Genomic DNA, 20587 nt, shown 5'->3' with positions numbered 1-20587 from the left:
GCCGGCGTTCGAGGCCAAGCAAGAACACGCATATCGGCCACAACCCGCAAGGGAAACCGCATGACCCCGACCCACCGCACCGCGCTGAGCCGCACCGCCCAGGAACCGTTCTGGCTGGATCGGCCCGAGCGGCCCGAGCCGCTGCCCCGCCAGGTCGGCGACACCCGGACCGACCTGGCCGTGGTCGGCGGCGGGTACACCGGTCTGTGGACCGCGCTGATCGCCAAGCAGCGCGACCCCGGCCGCGACGTACTCGTGCTCGAACAGGGCACGTGCGGCCACGCGGCCAGCGGGCGCAACGGTGGTTTCTGCTCGCCCAGCCTCACCCACGGCCTGGCCAACGGGCTCCAGCGCTGGCCGGACGAGATCGACACGCTGCAACGCCTGGGCGCGCAGAACCTGGACGCGTTCGAACGCGACCTGGACGCGCACGGCGTCGACTGCGGCTTCGCCCGCACCGGCAAGGTCGCGGTGGCCGCCACCCCATGGCAGGCGAAGGCGCTGCGCGAGTCCGTACCGATCGCCAACCGCCACGGCGAGAAGGCCGAATACCTCGAACACGACGCGCTGCGGGCGTACGTCGACTCACCGCTGTGGTCGGCGGGCGTCTGGCAACCCGACTACGCGCTCCTGGACCCCGCCCGCCTGGTGTGGGGACTGCGCCGGGCCTGCCTGGACGCCGGGGTGCGGATCGTCGAGCGCACCGAGGTCACCGCGATCGACACCAAGCCCACCGACCTGATCCGACTGACCACCCCGTACGGGATCGTCGGCGCACGCCGGGTCGCGCTGGCCACCAACATCTTCCCGCCGCTGCTGCGCCGGCTCGGCCTGAGCATGGTGCCGGTGTACGACTACGCGCTCACCACCGAGCCGCTGACGGACGAGCAGCTTGCCGCGATCGGCTGGGCCGGCGAGCACGGCGTCACCGACGCGGGCAACCAGTTCCACTACGTGCGCAAGACCGAGGACAACCGCATCCTGTGGGGCGGCTACGACGCCATCTACCACTTCGGCAGCAAGGTGGACGAGGCGCTGACCCAGCGCCCGGAGACGTTCGACGTGCTCGCCGAGCAGTTCGCCGCGACCTTCCCACCGCTGGCCGACGTCGGCTTCTCGCACGCGTGGGGCGGCGTGATCGACTCGACCACCCGGTTCTGCATGTTCGCCGGCACCGCCGCCGCCGGCCGGGTCGGCTACGCGCTCGGCTTCACCGGACTGGGCGTGGGCGCCACCCGCTTCGGCGCGGAGGTGGTGCTCGACCTGCTCGCGGGCACCCGGTCCGAGCGTACGGAGCTGGCCATGATCAAGCGCAAGCCGATCCCGTTCCCGCCCGAGCCCGCGCGTTGGATCGGCATCCAGGCCACCCGCTGGTCGATGGCCCGCGAGGACGCGCACGGCGGACGCAATATGTGGCTGCGCACGCTCGACCGGCTCGGCCTGGGCTTCGACTCGTGACCGACGCGAGCGGCGCCGGCGGGCCCGGTGTACCCGGGGGGAGGGAGGAACAGGGCAAGATGGCTGCCGAAGATCGAGAGGACATGCCGAACTCGGCGCCGCAGCACACTCGGAGCAGCCGCATGAACCCCACCGGCCCGTTGGACGACATCGACCGGCGCATCATCGCCATCCTCCAGGCCGATGGGCGGCGTGCCTACAAGCAGATCGCCGAGGACCTGGGCATCCCGGCGTCCTCGGTGCGCTATCGGGTGCAGCGTCTGGAGGAGAGCGGCACGCTCCAGATCGTCGGCATCGCCAACCCGCTCACGATCGGCTTCGATCGACTCGCGATGATCGGCATGCGGGTGCGCCCCGGCAGCGCCCGGGAGGTGTGCCGCGAACTGCGCGAACTGCCGGAGACCTCCTACGTGGTGATGGTCGCTGGGCAATACGACGTGATGGTCGAGGTGATCTGCCGCGACACCGACCACTTCACCGATTTGCTCAACCGCCGACTGCTGCTGATCGACGGGGTGCTCTCCACCGACTCCTTCTTCGTCCTCGAGGTACACAAGTTGGCGTACGGCTGGGGCGTCGGCGGCGTGGAGTCCTCACTGCTCGACTCGCCGGAGATATCCCCGGGTTCGGGCTTGGACCAGCGCGACAACCGCTGAGACCCGTCGCCGGCCACCACCCAGCGAGCGTCGCCCGGGACGGCCCGCTCGCCGAGGTGTTCGCGGCCGACGATCGAAGGCTCTTCCACCGGTCGGCGGGCCGGCCGTGAGCGTTCGCCTCGTCGTGGGCCGAGTCAGGGCGCCGCGGGGAGCGCCGCCAGCCAGCGGGTTGCGGCGCCGTGGGTGGTGAAGGTGTGTACCGACGTTCCGGAGCCGGTGTGTTCGGTGATCAGGCGGCGCAGTCGGGGGCGGACCGCGTGGCGGTAGGCCAGGACCGAGCGCAATACGCTCGGATTCGCGCCGTCGAGGTCGCCGGGTTCGGGGTGTCGGCGGCGGGCGAGCAGGTCGGTGATCGCGGCCGGCGCGCTGATGTCCAGGAACACGACGGTGTCCGCGGCGGTCAGGCGAAGGGCCAGCGTCGGGGCGTGGTTTCCGACCAGGATCCAATCGGGGTCCGCGATCAGCGTGCGCTGTGCGTCGGCGAACTCCTCGGCGGGCGTGGTCGATCGCTCCTCGCGGTGATACAGGGTGTCCAAGTGCGTGACGGGGAGCCCGAGTCGGGTGCCGAGCGCGTCGGCCCACCCGGTCCGGCCGGCTCCGCCGATTCCGACGACGACGATCTTGCGCATGATCTCGCAGCCTACGGAGGCGGCCGACGCCGCGTGGTGGGAATCCGGGGAGCCGACCCTATCGGGTCGCCCGATGCCATCCGAACGTGTCGTCGGTCGAGCGCCGGCCGGGCCGTGCACGGCCCGGCCGGCGTGGGTGTCATGGCCGATGAGGGTTGCCGGCCACGACACCAGGGGGCCGACCCGGTCAACCGGCGGCGGCCGGGACCCGCGAGTCGGGTCGCGGATCGGCAACGGGGCAGAGTACGCGTTCCGCCAACAGCCCGAAGACCAGACCGAACGTGGTCCGGGCGACGGTGTGGATGCCGAGCGAGGCCACCCGGACCTCGGTGCTCGCCCGGGGCGGGCGGTTGGCTCGAGGAGCAGGAACGAACAGGCCGACACGGGCGGGTGGTCGCGGTCACCCACCGATCCTCGCGTGCGCCGTCGCGCTGCGCGCGCCCGTGAGCGTGTTCCGGCACCTGGACGCCGGCACGCCGGCCCGGATCGACCTCACCTACAGCGGCACCCGCCGGGCACTGCGCGGATTCGGCCTGCTCGGCCCGTGACACCGGCCGGCCGGCTCCGGGCGGGCGAAGCGTGTTCAGCGCGCGGCGCTGCCGGTCAGCCGGGTCGGGGTGATCCGGATGACGACGCGGACCGACTCCGGCGGCAGCGCCAGGTATTCGTCGCCGGCGCCGGGCCCCTCGTACTTCTCGGCCAACGCGACCGCGACCCGACGCCCGACGTCCTCGGTGATCGTCGCGGTGCCGCGAATCTCCAGGTAGACGTCCGGGTCGGCGGGATCGTAGACGGTCACACTGGCCCGCGGTTCACGGCGCAGATTCCGCTCCTTGAGCCGCCCCGCCTCGGACGAGATCAACACGTCGTCCCCATCGCGCCCGACCCACACCACCGAGGTCTGCGGCCCGCCGTCGACATTCACCGTCGCCAGCACGGCCGGATACGCCGCGTCGAGAAGCGCACGCGCGGCATCGCCCAGAGTAATCGTCATGATCGCGATCCTAACCCGCCGACAAACCGACCGGATCGGCGAAGCGTGCTGCCGGGCGGGGAGCTCACGGGTGGATCAGGGTCTTGCCGAGGGGACGGCCGGTGAGCTGGGCGTGGAGGGTGGTGGGGAGTCGGGGGAGGGTGATCTCGTTGGTGATCAGGTGTTCCAGGGGGAGCTTCGGGAGGGTGCCGAGGGCGGCGGTGAAGTCGCAGGAGGTGGTGCCGTAGCTGCCGGCGATCGTGACCGGGCGGCCGGACCAAGTGGTGTGGACGGCGTGTTCGGAGCGGCGGACGTGGTCCAGGTCGACGGGCAGGCCCGGGAGTTCGTCGCCGGGGGCGGTGCCGCCGTAGAGCAGGGCCAGGCCGGTGGGGACGAGTACGCGCAGGGCCTCGGTCAGGATGTCCGGGCGGACGAAGCTGGTCGCGATCACCGCGGCGTCGAACGCCGCGGCCGGCAGCGCGGCCAACGGCCGGACGTCGAAGCCGCGGCTCCGCAGGAACTCGGCGCGGTCCGCGCTGCGGTTGACCAACGTGACCTCGGCCCCGCCGAGTTCGGCGAGCCGGGCGATGAGCAGACCGGCCGCCCCGGCGCCGAAAACGACGACGGCCCGGCCGGCCGGCGATCCGCCCAGGTGCCGGGTCAGTGCGCTCACGCAGTGCTCGGCGCACGCGAGTGGCTCGGCGAACACGGCCTGACGGGATGTGATTTCGCCGGGAACGCGGGGCAGGGCGGCGCACAGCCGATCGGCCGGGCCGGCGGCGTACATCTCGGTCGCGAAGCCGGTGGTGCGGGCGAGGCGCACGTTGGGGTCCAGGGTCACCCGCAGGCCGGTGGGAAGGTCGTCGGGCAGGGTGGATTCGGCGACGAAACCGACGAGTTCGTGGCCGAATTGGCTGGGTCCGTAGCGCTCGCGGGCCACCTCCTTGAGGTCCGAGCGGCACAGGCCCGCCAGCTCCACCCGAATTCGCACCGCGTGCTCCCCGTGCGGTGGGTCCGGACGGCCGAGTCGCAACGATGGGCCGTCCGGACCCAACTCGACCCTCATCGCGGCGAATCCGAACCGCCGATGGAGGTGGCCGGCGCGACCTCGGCCACCCGGTGCGGCAAACCGGGCGCGGCCGGGACCGGCGAGCCGGCCCGCGCCGTGCGGGCGCGCAACATCTCCAGCGCCTCGCCGAACCGGTCCGCGATCAGATGGGCGTCGGCCGGGGTCAGGATCAGCGGCGGGCGCAACTCGATCACGTTGCCCAGGCCGTGCTCGGACACGCGGGTGAGGATGCCCCGCGCGTGCAGGTGGCGCTGGAACGCCTGGGCCAACTCCGGCGCCTTCGCGCCGTCCGGGCGGACCAGTTCGACACCGAGCATCAGCCCCGGCCCACGCACGTCGCCGAGCACCGGATGCTCGCGCTGGAGACCGCGTAGCCGTCGGCTCAAGATCGCGCCCACCCGGCGGACGTTGGCCAGGAACCCGGGTCGGCGGACGATCTCCAAGGTCTTGACCGCGGCCGCGGCGGCCAGCGTGTGGCCGCCGTAGGTGAATCCGTGCAGCGAGCGATCCCAGTCGGCCATCCGCTCCTCGGTCAGGATCGCCGCGAGCGGCAGGCCACTGCCGGTCAGGCCCTTGGAGACGGTCATCATGTGCGGGGCGACACCGAAGTGGTCCGCCGCGAACATCTCCCCGGTACGGCCGAACGCGGTCTGGATCTCGTCGAAGACCAGGATGATCCCGTGCTCGTCGCACAGCGCCCGCAGCGCCTGGAAATACCCGGGCGGCGGCACGATGTTGCCGCCCATCCCGCTGATCGGCTCGATCAGTACACACGCGACGCTGCCGGAACTCGCGTAGGTGATGAAGTCCTCGATCCGCGCCACGCACAACATGCCGCAGGTGTCCGGAGTCTGCCGGTAGAAGCACCGGAAGCAATACGCGTCCGGCACGTGCACGGCTCCCGCGGCGTGCACCGGAAACGGCGCGCGCATCCGGCTGCTGCCGTTGTACGCGGTGGCCGCGATGGTCTGCCCGACGTGGCCCCGGAACGGCACGATCACATCGCGTCGGCCGGTGTGGTGTTGGGCGATCTTGATCGCACCCTCGTTCGCGGTCGATCCACCGCTGCTGCGCAGGTTCACCCGGGTCAGGTTGGCCGGCGCCAGCTCGACCAGGTCGCGCATCACCCGGTCGGTCGGCTCGGTGCGGAACGACGAGGCTGCGAAGACCAGTTCCTCGGTCTGTTCGCGTACGGCCGCCATCACCTCGGGATGGTTGTGCCCGAGCACCAGGTTGAACGTCCCGGATACGCAGTCCAGGTACTCGCGGCCGGTGGAGTCCCACGAACGTATGCCCTCGCCGCGCACCAACACGGCGTCGCCCAACTGGTACTGCGCGACCTGGGCGGCTCCGGCCGCCCGCACGTCGACCGACTCAGTCATCGCGGTGGTCCGCGTCGAGCCACTCCAACTGGGTGCGCACCCACGCCTCCAGCGTCCACGGCTCGGCCACCCGGCGTCGCCGCTCGGCCGCCGCCTTGCGTTCGGCGGCGGGCGCGGTCAACGCGGCGATCAACGCCTCGGCCTGCTCGACCAGGTCGAACGGATTGACCGTGCGGCAGACCGGGGCCAGGATCTCGGCCGCGCCGCACATCTCGGACAGGATCACGTCCGCGTCCCGCTCGTTGACCAGCGGCGCCTCGAAGGTGCTCAGGTTCTGGCCGTCCACCGTCGAGTTGAAGACCAGCACGTCGGCCCGGCGAAAACACCCGATGGTGTGCTCGACCTCGTTGTCGCAGTGCAACCGCACGGTGTCCGGACCCAGTTCGGCGTTCGCCTCGGCGATCGCGTACTCCACGCGGCGCACATATTCGGCGTTCGCCTCGACGTAGAGCCGATTGGGATTCATCCGGACCAGCAACCTGGACGAGCGCACCGAGGGCTCGGTGCGATGGGCAGCCACGAACGCCCGCACCGCGCGTTCGGCGTTCTTCATCGGGTCGGTCCGGCCGCTGTGCACGACCAGCGGCGCGTCGCCCGCCCACTGTGCGATGCCCGGAGGGAGGCGTGGGTGGTCCGCCTCCAGGGCCAGCGGGCTGTAGCCGAGCGGCATCGTGCGTACCCCCGTGCGTCGGCCGCGCCAGTGCACCACGCCCGCGTTCCGGTCCACGTCGGCGTCCGGGATCAGGTCCGCCACGCAGTCCAGGAAGTTGCGGCACCAGCGCTCGGCGAAGAAGCCGATGGTGGTCGCGGGCAGCATGCCCTCCAGAATGCCGACCCGCATCGCCTTGGGCAGGATCCGCCAGTAGTCGGGCGAGGGCCAGGGGATGTGCACGAACAGCAGGATCGGCGCGCTCGCCCGCACCGCGCGCAACCGGGCCGGTACGCCGACGAGTTGATAGTCGTGCACCAGGTACACCGGGTCCGCGACGTCGGCCGAGTCGGCGAGCAGCGCACCGGCGAAGTCCTCGGTGAACTCGGCGAACCGGTCCAGCGCGGTGTAGGTCTCGGGGCCGAACGTGGGCGTCGTCCACTTGTCCCAGCCGTAGTTGTTCGCGGCCCACATCAACTGCGCGGTGAGGAAGTTCTGCACCACCTCGAACGTCTCGCGATCGTGCCGGAGCAGCCGGACCCGGATGTCGCGCCCCGAACGAAGCCGAAGCTCCAGGCCGTTCGGGCTCTCCCGGGCCGCCTGATGATCGTCGTCGGTGTCCGCGCTGGCGATCCAGGTCACGTCGAGCACACCCGCCTGCTCGGCGACCACGTTTCCGGTACCACCCGGCGCGAGCCACGGCCGCAGCCGGCCGTGCTCGGGATCCGGGGCGAAGCTGACGGCGGCGCGCTTGCTGGCCAGGAACAGATGACGATCCATCAGGACTGGTCCCTTCCGAAGACGGCTGAAGCGTCGAAGGCGGCTGAAGCGTCGAAGGCGGCTGGGGTGTCGGGGGCGGGCGAGGCGGCGCGTGGGATCGACGGGTGGTGCGCCGTCGGCGCCGCGATCAGCGCGGCGTCGGCCGTGTACACGTCGACCGGTTCCAGGCCGCGCAGTTCGGGCAGGTGCGCGGCGCGCTCGCTGTGCAGACAGGCGTTGCGCGGACGGCACGCGTACGCGGTGTCCCCCTGCGGTACGGCGGTCACCAACTCGGGGTCGACGCCGTAGCCGAGCGCGATGTGCCTGGCCCACTGCACGCGGGAGAGCCGGCGTGGCCCGCCCAGGTGCACGACCCCGGTGTGCGGCGAGTCCAGCAGCGCGGTGGTCCACGCCGCGACGTCGTCGATCAGTACGGGTGTGTTCCAGTGCTCGTCCGGGACCGCGACCGGCGCGCCCACACCGAGGCGTTCGGCGCACGTGGTGAAGAAGTTGGGCCGCAGACCGGCCCGATCCCACCCGTACACCAGGCTGACCCGCAATACGAGCGCGTCGCCGCCGGCCAGGTAGGCGTCCTCGGCGGCCGACTTCGCCCGGCCGTAGGCGTTGGCGGGTGCGGTGGCGTCGGATTCGGTGCAGCTGTCCGCGTGCCCGGGAAACACGTTGTCGGTGGAGATCAGCACGGTCCGCGCGGTCCGGCCGGCCAGCGCGGCCACCACGTGCCGGGCTCCGGCCGCGTGCACGGCGGTCGCCCCCGCCGGGTCCGCCTCGCACCACGTGATGTCCGAGGGCCCGTGCGCGGCCACCACGGCGTCGGGGCGGACCGCGTCGACGACGGTGCGCACCTGGTGCGGATCGGCCACGTCCACCGGGAGCCAGCGCAGCCCCCGGGTCTCCGGGGTGTGCGGCCGGCGGCGTGAGCCGAGCACGACACCGTGGCCGAGTCGGGTCAACCGGGTGCCGACGTGGCCGGCTATGTACCCCGATCCGAACACCAGGACCCGGGTCATCGGGAAACCCCCTTCTCGTTCGGGTGGTTCGGGTGGTTCGGGTGATTCCGATGGTTCGTATGATTCGGCCGAGTCGGCTCACCCGGTCCGCCCGACGGGCGCGGGTCGCCCCGCTCGCCCCGGTCTCCCCGCTTGTCGCTCGGTGTGCCGGCTTCATGATTCGGCCGGTCCGGCTGGTTCGGCCGATCCGCGCCGGCCTCGTCCGTGTGATCCACCGGCAACAGTCGGAGCGACCCACTCCCCGCCACCACCATTACCCCGCACAGCGCGACGATGCCAAGGACGGTGCCCAGACCCAGCCGGCCGGCCAGCGTGCCGACCAGCGGTGGTGCGCTTAGGAACCCGGCATAGGACACCGTGGTGACCAGCGAGATCGCCTGCGGGCGCCGCTCCGGGCCGACCGCGCGCCCGGTCGCGGCGAGCAGCGTGGGGACGACCGGGGCGAGGCCGACACCCGCGAGCGCGAATCCGGCCAGCGTGGACGCGGTGGACCAAGCCGCCGCCGCGAGGGCGAGGCCGAGGCCGCCGAGTGCGCCGCCGACGAGCACCAGGGTGCGCTCGTCGACCCGCTCGCCGCGCCACTGGGCGAGCATCCGGCCGGCGGACAGGCCCGCCATGTACACGGCCGGGCCGCACGCGGCGACGAAGGAACCGGCGCCGAGGTCGTCCGCGAGGTGGATCGCGCCCCACTGTTCGACGGTGTTCTCCATCAGCAGCACGATGGCGCCGACCGTGCCGACCACGAGCAGGGCGGTCAACAGGCGGCCGTGCGCGCGCCCGGCACGGGTGGTGCCGGCCGGGTCGGGCTCCTGTTCCTGCCACCGGCGGCCGTCGATGGCCAGGACCGCGCTGAGCGCGACCAGGACGGCGATGGCCACCAGGATCGCGCGCGCGGACGCGCCCAGATGCAGCGCGAGGCCGACCGCCGGCGCGGCGAGCACCATGGCCAGCGGAGTGGCCGCCTGGACCTTGTTGAACAGCCGTTCGCCGGTGAGCGCCTCACGCGCGGCCGTGGTGGCGTTCAGTGCCACCTCGATCGCGCCGCTGGCCGCGCCGATCACCAGCAGTGCGGCCGAGAACGTCCACCAGGACCCGGCGCCGGCCACGGCGAGCGTGCCGAGCGCGAACGCGGCGGTCACCAGCGGCAGCGTGCGCGGCCCGAGTCGGCGCGCGACCGGCCCGGTGAGCAGCATCGCGGGCACCGCCGCGACCGGGACCGCGAACAGCGCCAGACCCAGCTGCCGGTCGTCCAGTGCCAGTTCGTCCTTGAGCGTCGGGATCAACGCGGCCCAACCGCCCCAGAACAGCCCCCAACTCGTCGCGGGAGCCACCAGGCCGAGCACACCGCCGCCGCCGTGCCGCATCGACGCTCCGTTCGTCGGGAGTGACCGAGAGTGTCGCCCACCGTACTGCTCAACCACTACCCTCGGCCGGCATCCCCTACCGGTAGCGTGACCTGCGGCGTTGGATTTCGACCGACTGCGGAGGCTTTCGACTGTGGCGGCTGTGGAGTACTGGGCGATCGACGCCGGTGGCACGCACACCACCGCCGTGGTGCTCGGCACGCGGTACACCCGGGAGTCGGTCAATCCCGCCTCGGCCGGCGCGGCGGCCGAGGCGACGCTCGTGCGACTGCTCTCCGAGATGGCGTCGGACCTGGGCTTGGGACCCTCGGTCGGGTGGTTCGCGAGTTCGACGATCACCATGGACACCCCGCCGCGGGAGATCGACCGGTTGGCCGTGATCGCGCGCGAACAGGGTTTCGTGGGACGGCTGGTGGTGTCGGGGGACGTGCCGCCGCTGTTGCTCGCGCCGCCGCTGTCCGGGCGGGGCGTCGTGGTGGTGGCGGGAACCGGCTCGGCCTGCGTGGCCGCCGCCGGGCCGGACGTGGGCCCGCCGGTCGTGATCGGCGGATGCGAGTACCTGGGCAGCGACGAGGGCAGTGCGTACGCGCTCGGTGTGGCCGGTCTGCGGGCCGCCGTACGGGGAGCGGACGGTCGAGGGCGGCCGACCACGCTGTTCGCGGCGCACGGCCCGCGCGAACTGGCCCGTCGGCTGGCCGCCGAGCCGTTTCCCAAGGCCGGGGTGGCCGCGCTCGCGCCCGAGGTGTGCGCGGCCTGGCAGGCGGGCGACGCGGTGGCCGGCGAGGTGGTCGGGGCCGCGCTTGACGAACTGCTGGACGGCGTACGCGCGGCCCGGGACGCGGCCGGACTGAGCGGGACGTGGCGGGCCGTGCTCAACGGCGGCGTCTTCCGGGGATGCCCGCCGTACGCCGCCGAGTTGGGTCGACGGATGGTCACCGAACTGGGCGCGGCCGAACCGCCGACCGTGATCGCCGATCCGGTCGACGCGGTGTACGCCGCGCTGGTCGCGAACGAGGGTTCGCCGCCGAAGAGTTGGGCACACACCCGCAATCTCTGATCTGCCGAAGCGCAGCCGAGCGAGGGGGACCGCCGATGACCGGGACGCCGAACGAGCGGACACCACGAACCGTCACGGGAACCGCCCGGGGAATCGACCCCGGAACCGCCCCTGGCGTCGCCCCACAGCGCCGGGGGCAGCCCGCGACGGAGCTCTCCGCCGGGCCGGCGACCGTGCGCGGGAGTGTCGCGGCGGCGGAGAGCGGGTCGGTCGCCGGACGGCGGGCGCCGGTCGCGGCGGCCGGTTCGGCCGGCGGGGCGCCGATCCGGCTCGGGTTGTGTCTGGCCGCGTTGGCGCCGGTGGGTTTGGCCGGGGCGCTGCGGGTGGCGCGGGACGCGGGGGTGGGCGTGGTGGATCTGCCCGCCGACAGCGGCTTCGCGCTGGTGGATCCCGGGCGGCGGGCCGATCCCGCGCTGCATCGTGAGGTGCGCGCGCGGTGTGCGGAGGTCGGGGTCGAGGTGGGTTGTGTGAGCAACAGCCGGGACACCCAGTTGTTGCTGGGGCCGCACGGGCCGCACACCGACCCGGTGTTCGTCGGGACGGCCGAGGCCAAGCGGGACTATGGCCTGCGCGCCGCGCTCGACACGGTGCGGCTCGCGGCCGGTGTGGGAGCGTCGCAGGTGCGGCTGATGCTGGGGGTGCCCGACCTGGCCCGCTGGTTGTCCTGGTCGGGCAGCGACGTGAGTTGGCAGGACAACGTCGACGCGTGGGCGCTCGCCGCGCGGCCGATCCTGGGCTTGGCGGGCGATCTGGGTGTGCGGGTCGTGGTGGAGCCGCACCCCAAGCAGGTCGCGTACGACCCGGCGAGTGCGAGAGCACTGCTCTCGGCGGTGAGCGGTGTGCACCTGTGCCTCGATCCGGCCAACGTGGCCGCGACCGGACACGATCCGGTGGCCGCCGTACGCGGCTGGGGCGACCGGCTCGCGGCCGTGCACGCGAAGGACCTGCAACGCTGGTCCGGCGCCGAAGAACCGCGCGGCGCCGGTTGGTCGCGCTACGGCCCGGGACCGGCGATCCGCTTCCGCACGCTCGGCGCCGGCGACCTGCCCTGGCCGGCCATCGTGGCCGCGCTGCTCGACGACGACTACCGGGGAGTGATCTACGTGGAACACGAGGACGCCCTACTGCCCACGGAACAGGGCATCACGACCTCGCTCGCGCGACTGCGCACCCTGGTACCCACGGGTGTCGCCACGGGGCGGACCTGGTGACGCTCGAGGGAGTACGCGGCGCGCTGCTCGCGGGCGGCCTGGGCGAGCGGATGGGACCGCTCACCGCCGACGTGTGCAAACCACTGGTGCCGTACGCCGCGTCCGGCCGGCTGGTCGACTTCAGCGTGGCCAACGCGGTCCGGTCCGGCCTGCCCGAACTGGTCCTGCTCTCCCAGCACCGGGAATCCGACCTGGTCCGGCATCTGGTCGCACACTGGGACGAACACCCGGGCACCCGGCTGCACTTCGGCCCACACGACGCGTTGGCGCGCAGCGGACCGGGCGCCGTACTGCCCGAGCGTCCGGCCGAACGCGGCACCGCCGACGCGCTGCTCGCCAACGCGGAGTACCTCTTCGCCCCGGGCGCGACCGATCTCCTGATCCAACACGCGGACCACGTCTACGTGTTCGACTACACGCCGATGGTCGCCGCACACCGGGCCTCGGGCGCCGACTGCACGATCGGCGTACAGCGGATCGAACGCCGCTACGTGCACCTGTTCGGCATGGTCGAGGCGGATGCCGAACTCCGGGTGCGAGCGCTGATCGAGAAGCCCGAACGGCCCACCTCGGACCTGGTGTTCACCGCGTTCTGCGTGTTTCGCATCGACGCGCTGCGCGCGGTGCTGGCGGACCTGGCCGCGCTCGGCGAGGACGGCTGGCAGCACGACATCAGCCGCGACGTACTGCCCGCGATGATCGCCGGCGGCCGGCGGGTGACGGCGTACCCGGTGCCGGACTACTGGGCCGACATCGGCACGGTCGACCGGTACCGCACCGAGCAGTTGCGACTGCTCGACCACCCGCATCCGATCGCCTCCCACGCGCTCCCGCGCACGTTGGCCGGTCTGCCGGACGGGTTTCCCAGGTACGTCGACGGGAGTCTGCTGGGAGCCGAGATGCCGGCGGGAGCGCGCGTCGAGCGCAGCGTCGTGCACGCCGGCTGCCGGATCGAGCCGGGCGCGACCGTACTGCGCTCGGTGCTGTTGCCGGGCGCCGTGGTCACCGCCGGGAGTACGGTCCGGGAAACGATCGTCACATCGACCGGGATCGTGACGCCGAACGGTGCCGCCCGTGCGACCGACGCCGGCCCGTTCCGGGTGGGCCCACTCCACACCGACTCGCCTCCCGACCCCGTCAGGAGAGCGCACGATCCAACGCCTCCGCCGTGATGAACGACGTGTGGGTCCCGGCCGTCCGCACCGCGTGCGCACCGGCGTGGGTGCCGGCGGCGGCGCAGCCGGCCCAGTCGCGGCCGGCGAGGTAGGCGTACAGGAACCCGGAGACGTAACTGTCCCCGGCCCCGTTGGTGTCCACCACCTCGTCGGCCCGCATCGCGAGCGCCGGTACGTGCCGCAGCGGCAGGTCGGGCAGGGCCAGGTAGCTGCCGCGACCACCCGCCATCGCGACCACGACCTTGGCCCGCCCCCGGGAGAGCACGTCGCGCGCGGCCTCCTCGACCCGGTCGCCGAGCCGGTGTGTGGAGGTGAACACCAGGTCGGCGCCATACGCGAAGTCGGCCCGGGAGGGGTCCTTCCCGTCCCAGCCGTGCAGGTCGGTCGAGGTGGATACGCCCGCCTCGATCGCCTCGGCCAGCGCGGGGCGGGACCAGCCGCCGATCGACACGTGCGCGTGCCGGGTGCGGGCGATCGCCGGGCGATACAGGTCGGGGTCGACGACCAGGTCCGCCGGCAGTCGGCCGTCGTGCAGGGACAGCCGTTCGCCGTCCGGGCCGACCAGGTTGACGCTGCGCGGGGTGCCGTGGGCGTCGGTGACGTGCGCGAAGGAAAGGCCCTGCTTCGCGTAGTGGTCCAGGACGAAGTCCGCCTCCGGGTCGGCGCCGAGTACGGCGGCGAAGTGTGTGCGCAGGCCCAGCGCCCGACAGCCGAGCGCCACTCCGTTGCCCGTGTGCGCGACGTACTGCCGGATCGGCGGAACCTTGAAGTCGTGTATCGGCAAAGGAAGTTCAGGCACCCGGACGATGATGTCCACGCCCACGCCGCCGACCACGAACACATCCAGTTCAGCCATCGCCGCCTCCGCGGGTGTGCGCGTAGCTGACCTCGGCGGCGGGGGAGACCAGGAGCGCGGCGTGGATCTCCTCGTCGCTCACGTCGTCGGTGATCACCGTCTCACCGAGCGCGGTGGGCAACACGAAGCGCAGCCGGCCGTCCCGGATCTTGCGGATCTGACCGAGCGCCTCGACGGTGCCGGCGGGATCCAACCGGGCGGGCAACGCGGCCAGTGTGGTGGGCAGTCGGACCCGATCGAGCAGGCCGGTCACCCGCGCGCACAGGGCCGGGTCGAGCAGCCCGCGCCGTTCGGCGATCCGGGCCGCGCAGGCCATGCCGAACGCGACCGCCTCGCCGTGCAGCACCGGCCCGTAGCCGGTCACGGTCTCCACCGCGTGTCCGATGGTGTGCCCGAAGTTCAGTGGCCGGCGCAGGTCCCGCTCGTACGGATCGCGGGCGATCAACCGGCACTTGAGCACGCTGGAGGCGTGCACGAGGGCGGCGGTGGGCACCGGCTCGGTGGCCAGGATGGCCTCGTGGCGGCGCTCGATCAGCTCGAACAGCTCGGGGGAGGCGATGATCCCGGTCTTGATCGCCTCGGCGAGTCCGGCGCGCAGCCCGCGACCGTCCTGGGTGCTCAGGTAGCCGACGTTCGAGATCACCGCCCTGGGCTGGTAGAAGGCCCCGATCAGGTTCTTCGCGGAGGGATGGTCGATGGCGACCTTGCCGCCGAGCGCGGCGTCCACGTGCGCGAGCAGCGTCGTGGGCACGTTGATGTACGGCAGGCCGCGCATGTACGCGCTGGCCACCCATCCGACCGTGTCCATCACCACACCGCCGCCGACCGCGAGCAGGATGTCGCGGCGCGCGAGCGAGGTGCCGGCCAACCAGTCCAGCAGCGTGCTCGCGGTGCGCAGGTTCTTGCTGCCCTCGCCGGCCGGGAACGACGTGCCGACCACGTCCAGTCCGGCGGCGCCCAGGAGTTCGGCCAGTCGGCGCGCGTGCAGCGCGAACACGGTGTCGTCGGTGATCAGCGCGACCCGCCGGCCGTCGATCTCGGCGCACAGCCGGGCGAGCGCGGTGTCCTCGTCGAGGCAGACATGCACCGGATACGTGTCGAGCCGCCGGGCGGAGGCCATGATCGGGTCGACCGGGCCGCGTGGCAGCGCGAGCTGTTCGGACACTCGGACGTATTCGGTCATATATTCACACCCCGGTGGCTCAACGAAGACGTCGCAGACAATCCGGATATTCGCTGCCGAAATAATTACGGCGAGTGCTACGAAAAGTCAACAACGCCTCACCCAGAGTGCGTCCGCGCGGTATAGCAGACCACACCGCGCTATTCCCGGGCATTCGCCAATACGGGAAACTTCGCCCGGAAACGGCCTACGCGGCGGGCCGGGCCGGGTCCGGCGTTCCGGTCCTCTCGGGCGCGGTCGCCGCGATCTGCTCGACGTTGACCTCCCCCCACACCCCCAGCGGCAACAGCGCCTCGTTGAGCGACCGGCCCAGCGGGGTCAGGGAATACACCACCTTCGGCGGGACCTCGCGAAACACCTCGCGGTGCACGATTCCGCGGGCCTCCATCTCGCGCAGCTGCTGGATCAGCATCTTCTCGCTGATCCCGGGGACGGCCCGGCGCAGCTCACCGAACCGCCGCTCTTCGACATGCAGCTCCCACAGGATCAACGCCTTCCACTTGCCGCCGATGACATCCATCGCGGCATCGAGCCCGCACTGATAGCGCCGAGCCATGCGCGTCTCCTCCCGACCGGGCCTCATCGATCCTTACCGACAGGTAGGTACCCCTCCATATTGTCGGTACGCATTCGGCCGAAAGCAAAGCAATCCTCGATCGGGCCGTGTCGAGAACACGGAACCGGGCGGCGCTTGGGCGAGCATGGCGGGATGAGCGAGGTGACCGTGTCGCGGGTTTTCGAGGTCAGTACCGGGCGGCGGGAGCGGGTGTACGACCTGAGCGCGATGTGCGCGGGATTTTTGCGGGAGGTGGCCGGTGGGCGGGACGGGTTGTTGAACGTGTTCGTGCCGCACGCGACGGCCGGGGTGGCGGTGTTGGAGACCGGGGCGGGCAGTGACGACGACCTGCTCGCGTTGTTGGCGGACCTGTTGCCGGCCGACGATCGGTGGCGGCATCGGCACGGCAGCCCCGGGCACGGGCGCGATCACGTGTTGCCCGCGCTGATTCCGCCGCACGCGACGCTGCCGGTGATCGGCGGTGAACTCGCGTTGGGGACGTGGCAGTCGGTCACGATGGTCGACACCAACCGGGACAACCCGGACCGGACGGTGCGGCTGACCTTCATGGGCTGAGCCGGTGTGGGCAGCTTGCCGAAGAAGCAACTGGCGGAAACCACGCGGCCCGTGCCGCGCGCGTGCGCCACGCGCTGTTCGGCCACGCTCTGTTGGGGCGCAAAGTCGTCGGTTCGGTGCGCCGGTTCGGGCCGCCGCGCTTGTCCGGCGACGACGTGTCGGCCGCGTGTGCTGCGATGGACGCGGCGTTCGTGCTGCTCACAGCGGTGGGAAGGGGCGACGGCGGTCGCGCGGGCCGACGTTCCTTCGGCTGTTCGGGGGCTGTCGGGGTGTCGTACGCGCGGGTCGCCCACAGGTCGGCCGAGCCCATGACTAGCCTTACGTAACCGTCCTGAGCATCGGGACGGCGTCCCTCACACAGGTAAGGATTCGCCGATGGGTTTGAGGAGTCTGCTGCGCAACGTCTTTCGTTCGCGGGCGTCCCGCGAGGCGGCGGAGACACCCGAGACGACGGACGTGACCGCGGCGCCGACCGACCTCCAGGACACGCCGACCGAGTCCCCGGTCGACGTGCCGGATCCGGTCGCCGAATCGGCGCCGAAGGCGCGCCCCGAGCCGGCCGTGAGACCGGAGCCGGTGATCGTCCCCGAGCCGATGGCCGTCCGCGACTCCGCGGTTTCGCCGGAGCCGGAGGCCGTCTCGGAGCCGGCGGTCGTTCCGGAGCCGGTGGTGGTCTCGGAGCCGGTGGTCGTTCCGGAGCCGGAGGCCATCCCGGAGCCGGTGGTCGTGTCGGAACCGGTGGTTATTCCGGAGTCCCGGGCGGAGTTCGACACATCCGGGTCCGCGCAGGCGTCGATCGCCGTGCCGGCGCAGTCGATCGCGACGCCCGTCGAGACCGAACCGACCAAGTCGGAAGCCGAGATCGAGAAGGAGATCGAGCGGGAGGCCGTCGTCACGCAGGCCGCCGAGGCCGAGGTCGAGTTCGAGGCGCCCGTGCCGGCACCGGCCGAGGACCCGGCCGATGTCGAGGTCGCGGCCGAGCCGTTCGTGGTCGCCGAGGCCGCGGCGGTGCCGACCACCATCGCCGTGGTGCCGCCCGCCCGCGCCGAGGAGGCCGCTCCCGTCCTCGGCGCTCGTGCGGAGGCCGCCGCGGCGGCCGTGGGCAAGTGCGGTCTCACCGGCCGCAACGTCGCGGTGTACCTCGTCCTGGACCGCTCGGGCTCGATGCGTTCCTACTACAAGGACGGCACGGTGCAGCACCTCGCCGACCAGACGCTCGCGCTGTCCGCGCAACTCGGCGAGGCCGTTGTGCCGCTGGTGTTCTTCTCCACCGACATCGACGGCGTCGCCGACCTCGATCCCACCAACCACGTGGGACGGATCGAGGAACTGCACGGCTCCTACGGGCACATGGGCCGGACCAACTACCACCGGGCGATCGCCGAGGTGGTCGAGCACTACCGCGCGTCCGGCAGCACCGACCCGGCGCTGGTGATCTTCCAGACCGACGGTGCGCCGACCAGCCGTCCCGCCGCGGCGAAGGCGCTGTGCGAGGCGGCCGGACTGCCGATCTTCTGGCAGTTCATCGGCTTCGGCGACCCCGAGGCCAAGGGCTTCGATTTCCTCCGCAAGCTGGACGAACTCTCGGTGCCGGAGCAGCGCGTGGTGGACAACGCGGGCTTCTTCCACGCCGGACAGGACCCGAGGCTGCTCGCGGACGCCGAGCTCTACGACCAACTCCTGCTGGAGTTCCCGGAATGGCTGAACGAGGCGGTCGCGGCGGGCGTCCTGGCGGCCGGCCCGGTGGACGCGTTGGTGTAGGCGCCGGTGCAGGCGCATTCGCGGGATCACGCCCGACGGTCGGCCATGGGGTCGACCGTCGGGCGTTTCCGCGGCCGGGTCAGGTTCCGGAGGGGAGTGGGAGCAGCAGGCTGATCACCGTGCGCGTGGCCTGTGCCAGGGCCGCGTCCAGGACGTGTACGGGGTCGAACAGTTGCCCTTCGGGATCGCTCGACGTGTAGGTCTCGTGCAGGATGTCGTACGACAGGCCGAGCAGCGCGTGTTCGGTGAGTTCGGGCAGGCTCGGGGCGCCCGACACGAACCTCGCCAGGTGCAGGGCCGGTGCGGTCGACGTCCGGGACAGCACCGAATGGGCCGGGCTCCCCTCCTCCGCAAGGTGGTTGCCCATCCGTAGATAGCCTGCCCCGGCCCCGGGCACGATGCCGTGTTCGAACGCGGAGTGCACGATCGCGACGCTCTTGCGCAGCAGTTCGATCTGTTGCGACGCGGCCTCCTCGTTCGCCGCGCCGACCCGGATCTGTGCCGTGCTTCCCTCCGAGACCACCTGCCAGGACCGGCCCGGACCGGTCGTCACGGTCACCGTGCCCTCGCGGCCGACCCGATCGATGGCCTCGGCGACGGCGCTCGCGGTCCGGCGCCCGGTGGCGGCGGCCACCAGGCCCCGGATCTGCCGGTCCTCGATCGGCACCGCCGAGGAACGCAACCACGCGCGCGCCACGTCCGTCTGCCGCACCAGGTCCCGGATCAGGGTGAGCGGGTCGACCGTGTCCTGTGCGATCAGCTCGCGACAGCGCGTCGCCATGGCGTCGGCCAGGAGTATCGCGGTGACGGTCCCGTCGTGGGCGTCCTCGGCGACGCGCTCCAGCAGCCGGACGGCCATCCGGGCACCCGGGTGCAGTCGAGTGTCCAGCCGGGCCAGGATCGACTCGGCGGCTCGCCCCGCCGACCCGCGCAGCCAGTCGTCGTTCGCCGCGTCCTTGCCCAAGGGGCCGTAGCGACGTGCGAGGGCCCTGGCGATGTGGGAGAACCCGATCGCGAGGTCGTCGACCTCCGCCGGCTGCGATCCGGTGGTCGTCGGGCCGGTGACCTGAGCCGACGGCCTCGGCCATGCCGCGTTGCGCAACACGCAGATCCGTGCCGCGGTGTTGCGGTTGCTCTGCTGTGGGAGTTCGCGACCTCGGGCGGCCAATCGGTGGTGCAGCGCGAGATACAGCGACTCCATGTCGATCAACTCGGCCGCATCCTCGACGCCCTCGTTGACGATGTTGATCAACTCGCCGGTGAACGCGGTGAATTCCTCGTCCGGTGGGGCCGCCGCCCGGCGGGTCTCGGCGGTCGCGGTGAGCACGCTGGTGCCGGCCACGGCCACCTGCCCGGCCCGATCCCGCCCGCTCATCGCGCCGACCATCGCCCGGCCGCTCCAACAGCAGTCCATGATCAGCACCTTGCGCGGCGCGCGGGTGCTCGGATCACGCAACACCCGGCGCACGTCGTCGAAGCGCAGCGCGGTGTACATGCGATCCGGGCGGGTGTTCGGCAGCGCCAGGTGGAACGAGTCGTCGAGATGGTCCACCAGGCCGTGCCCGGCGAAGTAGACGAGCAGCGTGTCCCGGGCCTCGGCCGCCGCGTGGGAGAGCGCGTCCAAGACCTCGCTCGCCGAGGCCGGTTGGCCGACCACCGTGCAATGGCCTGCGGGCAGGCCCCAGTGTCGCGGGTCGCACAACAGTCGGCTCAGCTCCTGGAGATTGCGAAGCACCGCGGGCAAGTGCTCCAGATGCGCGTACGCGTGCGTACCGATCAACACCGCGCGCGAGGCCGCCGGATCGGCCAGTTCCGCCGCCGGCACCGTCACGCAGGGTCCCCGGGCTCCTCCAACGCGCGTACGGCCCGGCCGATGTCCGCCTCCGTGGCGCCGGTCAGCACCACTTCGACCTCGCCGCGCCGGATCACGATGTCGGGGCCGCCCGGGCCCGACATCGGCGCGCGCGAGCGGCGCCAGCCGGCGATGGCCGTCATCAGGCCGCCGAGCGCGATGCCGTTGCTCAGCACGATGTTGACGACGTCGAGGGTGGTGCCCATGGCGCCCGTCGTGTCGTCCTCGGCGTAACTGGTCACGGTGCCGCCGCGGACGTCCGGATCCATCGCCAACCACCGTTGCAGTGCGGCGACTTCCGCACCTTCGTCGCCGACTACGCGTACCTGGACGAGCACGTGCCGCCACCCTTCGGGGACCGTCGGGGGCCCGCGTGCGGCGGGCCGACCTGAT

Annotated in this window: 20 protein-coding genes; 7 read left to right on the top strand and 13 right to left on the bottom strand. The window is 72.1% G+C overall.

The window, feature by feature from the left end:
* Positions 1 to 60 precede the first annotated feature (60 nt).
* Together ACZ4FV_RS03690 and ACZ4FV_RS03685 are read left to right on the top strand one after the other, a co-directional pair.
* Complete coding sequence (locus ACZ4FV_RS03690; RefSeq protein ID WP_465321738.1) at positions 61 to 1458, top strand: NAD(P)/FAD-dependent oxidoreductase; 1398 nt, start codon at positions 61 to 63, stop codon at positions 1456 to 1458.
* A 122-nt stretch (positions 1459 to 1580) separates the two neighbouring features.
* Complete coding sequence (locus ACZ4FV_RS03685; protein WP_395865868.1) at positions 1581 to 2114, top strand: Lrp/AsnC family transcriptional regulator; 534 nt, start codon at positions 1581 to 1583, stop codon at positions 2112 to 2114.
* 134 nt (positions 2115 to 2248) lie between these two features.
* On the opposite strand, the gene ACZ4FV_RS03680 is transcribed toward ACZ4FV_RS03685, so the two are convergent.
* The 8 genes from ACZ4FV_RS03680 to ACZ4FV_RS03645 form a co-directional block, all read right to left on the bottom strand.
* Positions 2249 to 2743, bottom strand: coding sequence for a P-loop NTPase family protein (locus ACZ4FV_RS03680; protein WP_402232349.1), 495 nt, complete (start codon positions 2741 to 2743; stop codon positions 2249 to 2251).
* Between the two features lie 187 nt (positions 2744 to 2930).
* Positions 2931 to 3062 (bottom strand): hypothetical protein, encoded by a 132-nt coding sequence (locus ACZ4FV_RS03675; protein ID WP_402232347.1) that lies wholly within the window; start codon positions 3060 to 3062, stop codon positions 2931 to 2933.
* A 264-nt stretch (positions 3063 to 3326) separates the two neighbouring features.
* Positions 3327 to 3737, bottom strand: a complete 411-nt coding sequence (locus ACZ4FV_RS03670; RefSeq protein ID WP_395865862.1) for a PPOX class F420-dependent oxidoreductase — start codon at positions 3735 to 3737, stop codon at positions 3327 to 3329.
* Positions 3738 to 3801: 64 nt separating this feature from the next.
* The gene (locus ACZ4FV_RS03665) at positions 3802 to 4707 is read right to left on the bottom strand and encodes an alcohol dehydrogenase catalytic domain-containing protein (protein ID WP_395865860.1); all 906 of its coding nucleotides are present in this window, start codon (positions 4705 to 4707) and stop codon (positions 3802 to 3804) included.
* Between the two features lie 71 nt (positions 4708 to 4778).
* Complete coding sequence (locus ACZ4FV_RS03660; protein ID WP_402232345.1) at positions 4779 to 6167, bottom strand: aspartate aminotransferase family protein; 1389 nt, start codon at positions 6165 to 6167, stop codon at positions 4779 to 4781.
* Positions 6160 to 7596 (bottom strand): trehalose-6-phosphate synthase, encoded by a 1437-nt coding sequence (locus tag ACZ4FV_RS03655; RefSeq protein ID WP_465321737.1) that lies wholly within the window; start codon positions 7594 to 7596, stop codon positions 6160 to 6162. The genes ACZ4FV_RS03660 and ACZ4FV_RS03655 overlap by 8 nt, the downstream gene beginning before the upstream one ends.
* Positions 7596 to 8603 carry an SDR family oxidoreductase gene (locus ACZ4FV_RS03650; protein ID WP_402232341.1) on the bottom strand — a complete coding sequence of 336 codons (1008 nt, stop codon included), beginning with the start codon at positions 8601 to 8603 and terminating at the stop codon, positions 7596 to 7598. The genes ACZ4FV_RS03655 and ACZ4FV_RS03650 overlap by 1 nt, the downstream gene beginning before the upstream one ends.
* Positions 8600 to 9967: an MFS transporter gene (locus ACZ4FV_RS03645; RefSeq protein ID WP_465321736.1), complete on the bottom strand. Its 1368-nt coding sequence runs from the start codon at positions 9965 to 9967 to the stop codon at positions 8600 to 8602. The genes ACZ4FV_RS03650 and ACZ4FV_RS03645 overlap by 4 nt, the downstream gene beginning before the upstream one ends.
* A 133-nt stretch (positions 9968 to 10100) precedes the next feature.
* Between ACZ4FV_RS03645 and ACZ4FV_RS03640 the strand changes: the two genes are divergently transcribed.
* From ACZ4FV_RS03640 to ACZ4FV_RS03630, 3 genes are read left to right on the top strand one after another with little or no spacing between them, the layout of a single operon-like run.
* Positions 10101 to 11024 (top strand): BadF/BadG/BcrA/BcrD ATPase family protein, encoded by a 924-nt coding sequence (locus ACZ4FV_RS03640; protein WP_395865851.1) that lies wholly within the window; start codon positions 10101 to 10103, stop codon positions 11022 to 11024.
* Between the two features lie 35 nt (positions 11025 to 11059).
* A complete protein-coding gene (locus ACZ4FV_RS03635) occupies positions 11060 to 12235 on the top strand; it encodes a sugar phosphate isomerase/epimerase family protein (RefSeq protein ID WP_395865849.1) in 1176 nt (391 codons plus the stop codon).
* Positions 12232 to 13407, top strand: coding sequence for a sugar phosphate nucleotidyltransferase (locus tag ACZ4FV_RS03630; protein WP_402232336.1), 1176 nt, complete (start codon positions 12232 to 12234; stop codon positions 13405 to 13407). Before ACZ4FV_RS03635 ends, ACZ4FV_RS03630 begins: the two co-directional genes overlap by 4 nt.
* Here ACZ4FV_RS03630 and ACZ4FV_RS03625 read toward each other — a convergent pair.
* The 3 genes from ACZ4FV_RS03625 to ACZ4FV_RS03615 all read right to left on the bottom strand — a co-directional run bounded on the left by ACZ4FV_RS03625 (position 13373) and on the right by ACZ4FV_RS03615 (position 16005).
* A complete protein-coding gene (locus ACZ4FV_RS03625; protein ID WP_395865845.1) occupies positions 13373 to 14266 on the bottom strand; it encodes a carbohydrate kinase family protein in 894 nt (297 codons plus the stop codon). The genes ACZ4FV_RS03630 and ACZ4FV_RS03625 overlap by 35 nt on opposite strands.
* Positions 14259 to 15449: a 3-dehydroquinate synthase gene (gene aroB / locus ACZ4FV_RS03620; RefSeq protein WP_395865843.1), complete on the bottom strand. Its 1191-nt coding sequence runs from the start codon at positions 15447 to 15449 to the stop codon at positions 14259 to 14261. Before aroB ends, ACZ4FV_RS03625 begins: the two co-directional genes overlap by 8 nt.
* A 187-nt stretch (positions 15450 to 15636) precedes the next feature.
* Positions 15637 to 16005 (bottom strand): winged helix-turn-helix transcriptional regulator, encoded by a 369-nt coding sequence (locus ACZ4FV_RS03615; protein WP_395865841.1) that lies wholly within the window; start codon positions 16003 to 16005, stop codon positions 15637 to 15639.
* 153 nt (positions 16006 to 16158) lie between these two features.
* Between ACZ4FV_RS03615 and ACZ4FV_RS03610 the strand changes: the two genes are divergently transcribed.
* Positions 16159 to 16581 (top strand): YjbQ family protein, encoded by a 423-nt coding sequence (locus ACZ4FV_RS03610; RefSeq protein WP_395865839.1) that lies wholly within the window; start codon positions 16159 to 16161, stop codon positions 16579 to 16581.
* Positions 16582 to 16956: 375 nt separating this feature from the next.
* A complete protein-coding gene (locus ACZ4FV_RS03605) occupies positions 16957 to 18342 on the top strand; it encodes a VWA domain-containing protein (protein WP_402232331.1) in 1386 nt (461 codons plus the stop codon).
* A gap of 79 nt (positions 18343 to 18421) precedes the next feature.
* On the opposite strand, the gene ACZ4FV_RS03600 is transcribed toward ACZ4FV_RS03605, so the two are convergent.
* Positions 18422 to 20173, bottom strand: a complete 1752-nt coding sequence (locus ACZ4FV_RS03600) for a caspase, EACC1-associated type (RefSeq protein ID WP_402232329.1) — start codon at positions 20171 to 20173, stop codon at positions 18422 to 18424.
* The gene (locus ACZ4FV_RS03595; protein WP_395865833.1) at positions 20170 to 20532 is read right to left on the bottom strand and encodes an effector-associated constant component EACC1; all 363 of its coding nucleotides are present in this window, start codon (positions 20530 to 20532) and stop codon (positions 20170 to 20172) included. Before ACZ4FV_RS03595 ends, ACZ4FV_RS03600 begins: the two co-directional genes overlap by 4 nt.
* Between the last annotated feature and the right edge of the window lie 55 nt (positions 20533 to 20587).

The sequence above is a fragment of the Embleya sp. NPDC025285 genome, assembly GCF_055558835.1.
This window is presented reverse-complemented; position numbering and strand designations above follow the sequence as displayed.

Bases quoted from the DNA above. Each gene is read 5' to 3' on its own strand.
- ACZ4FV_RS03690 (WP_465321738.1), top strand. From the start codon at position 61: ATGACCCCGACCCACCGCACCGCGCTGAGCCGCACCGCCCAGGAACCG.
- ACZ4FV_RS03685 (WP_395865868.1), top strand. From the start codon at position 1,581: ATGAACCCCACCGGCCCGTTGGACGACATCGACCGGCGCATCATCGCC.
- ACZ4FV_RS03680 (WP_402232349.1), bottom strand. From the start codon at position 2,743: ATGCGCAAGATCGTCGTCGTCGGAATCGGCGGAGCCGGCCGGACCGGG.
- ACZ4FV_RS03670 (WP_395865862.1), bottom strand. From the start codon at position 3,737: ATGACGATTACTCTGGGCGATGCCGCGCGTGCGCTTCTCGACGCGGCG.
- ACZ4FV_RS03660 (WP_402232345.1), bottom strand. From the start codon at position 6,167: ATGACTGAGTCGGTCGACGTGCGGGCGGCCGGAGCCGCCCAGGTCGCG.
- ACZ4FV_RS03655 (WP_465321737.1), bottom strand. From the start codon at position 7,596: ATGGATCGTCATCTGTTCCTGGCCAGCAAGCGCGCCGCCGTCAGCTTC.
- ACZ4FV_RS03650 (WP_402232341.1), bottom strand. From the start codon at position 8,603: ATGACCCGGGTCCTGGTGTTCGGATCGGGGTACATAGCCGGCCACGTC.
- ACZ4FV_RS03645 (WP_465321736.1), bottom strand. From the start codon at position 9,967: ATGCGGCACGGCGGCGGCGGTGTGCTCGGCCTGGTGGCTCCCGCGACG.
- ACZ4FV_RS03635 (WP_395865849.1), top strand. From the start codon at position 11,060: ATGACCGGGACGCCGAACGAGCGGACACCACGAACCGTCACGGGAACC.
- ACZ4FV_RS03625 (WP_395865845.1), bottom strand. From the start codon at position 14,266: ATGGCTGAACTGGATGTGTTCGTGGTCGGCGGCGTGGGCGTGGACATC.
- aroB (WP_395865843.1), bottom strand. From the start codon at position 15,449: ATGACCGAATACGTCCGAGTGTCCGAACAGCTCGCGCTGCCACGCGGC.
- ACZ4FV_RS03615 (WP_395865841.1), bottom strand. From the start codon at position 16,005: ATGGCTCGGCGCTATCAGTGCGGGCTCGATGCCGCGATGGATGTCATC.
- ACZ4FV_RS03610 (WP_395865839.1), top strand. From the start codon at position 16,159: ATGAGCGAGGTGACCGTGTCGCGGGTTTTCGAGGTCAGTACCGGGCGG.
- ACZ4FV_RS03605 (WP_402232331.1), top strand. From the start codon at position 16,957: ATGGGTTTGAGGAGTCTGCTGCGCAACGTCTTTCGTTCGCGGGCGTCC.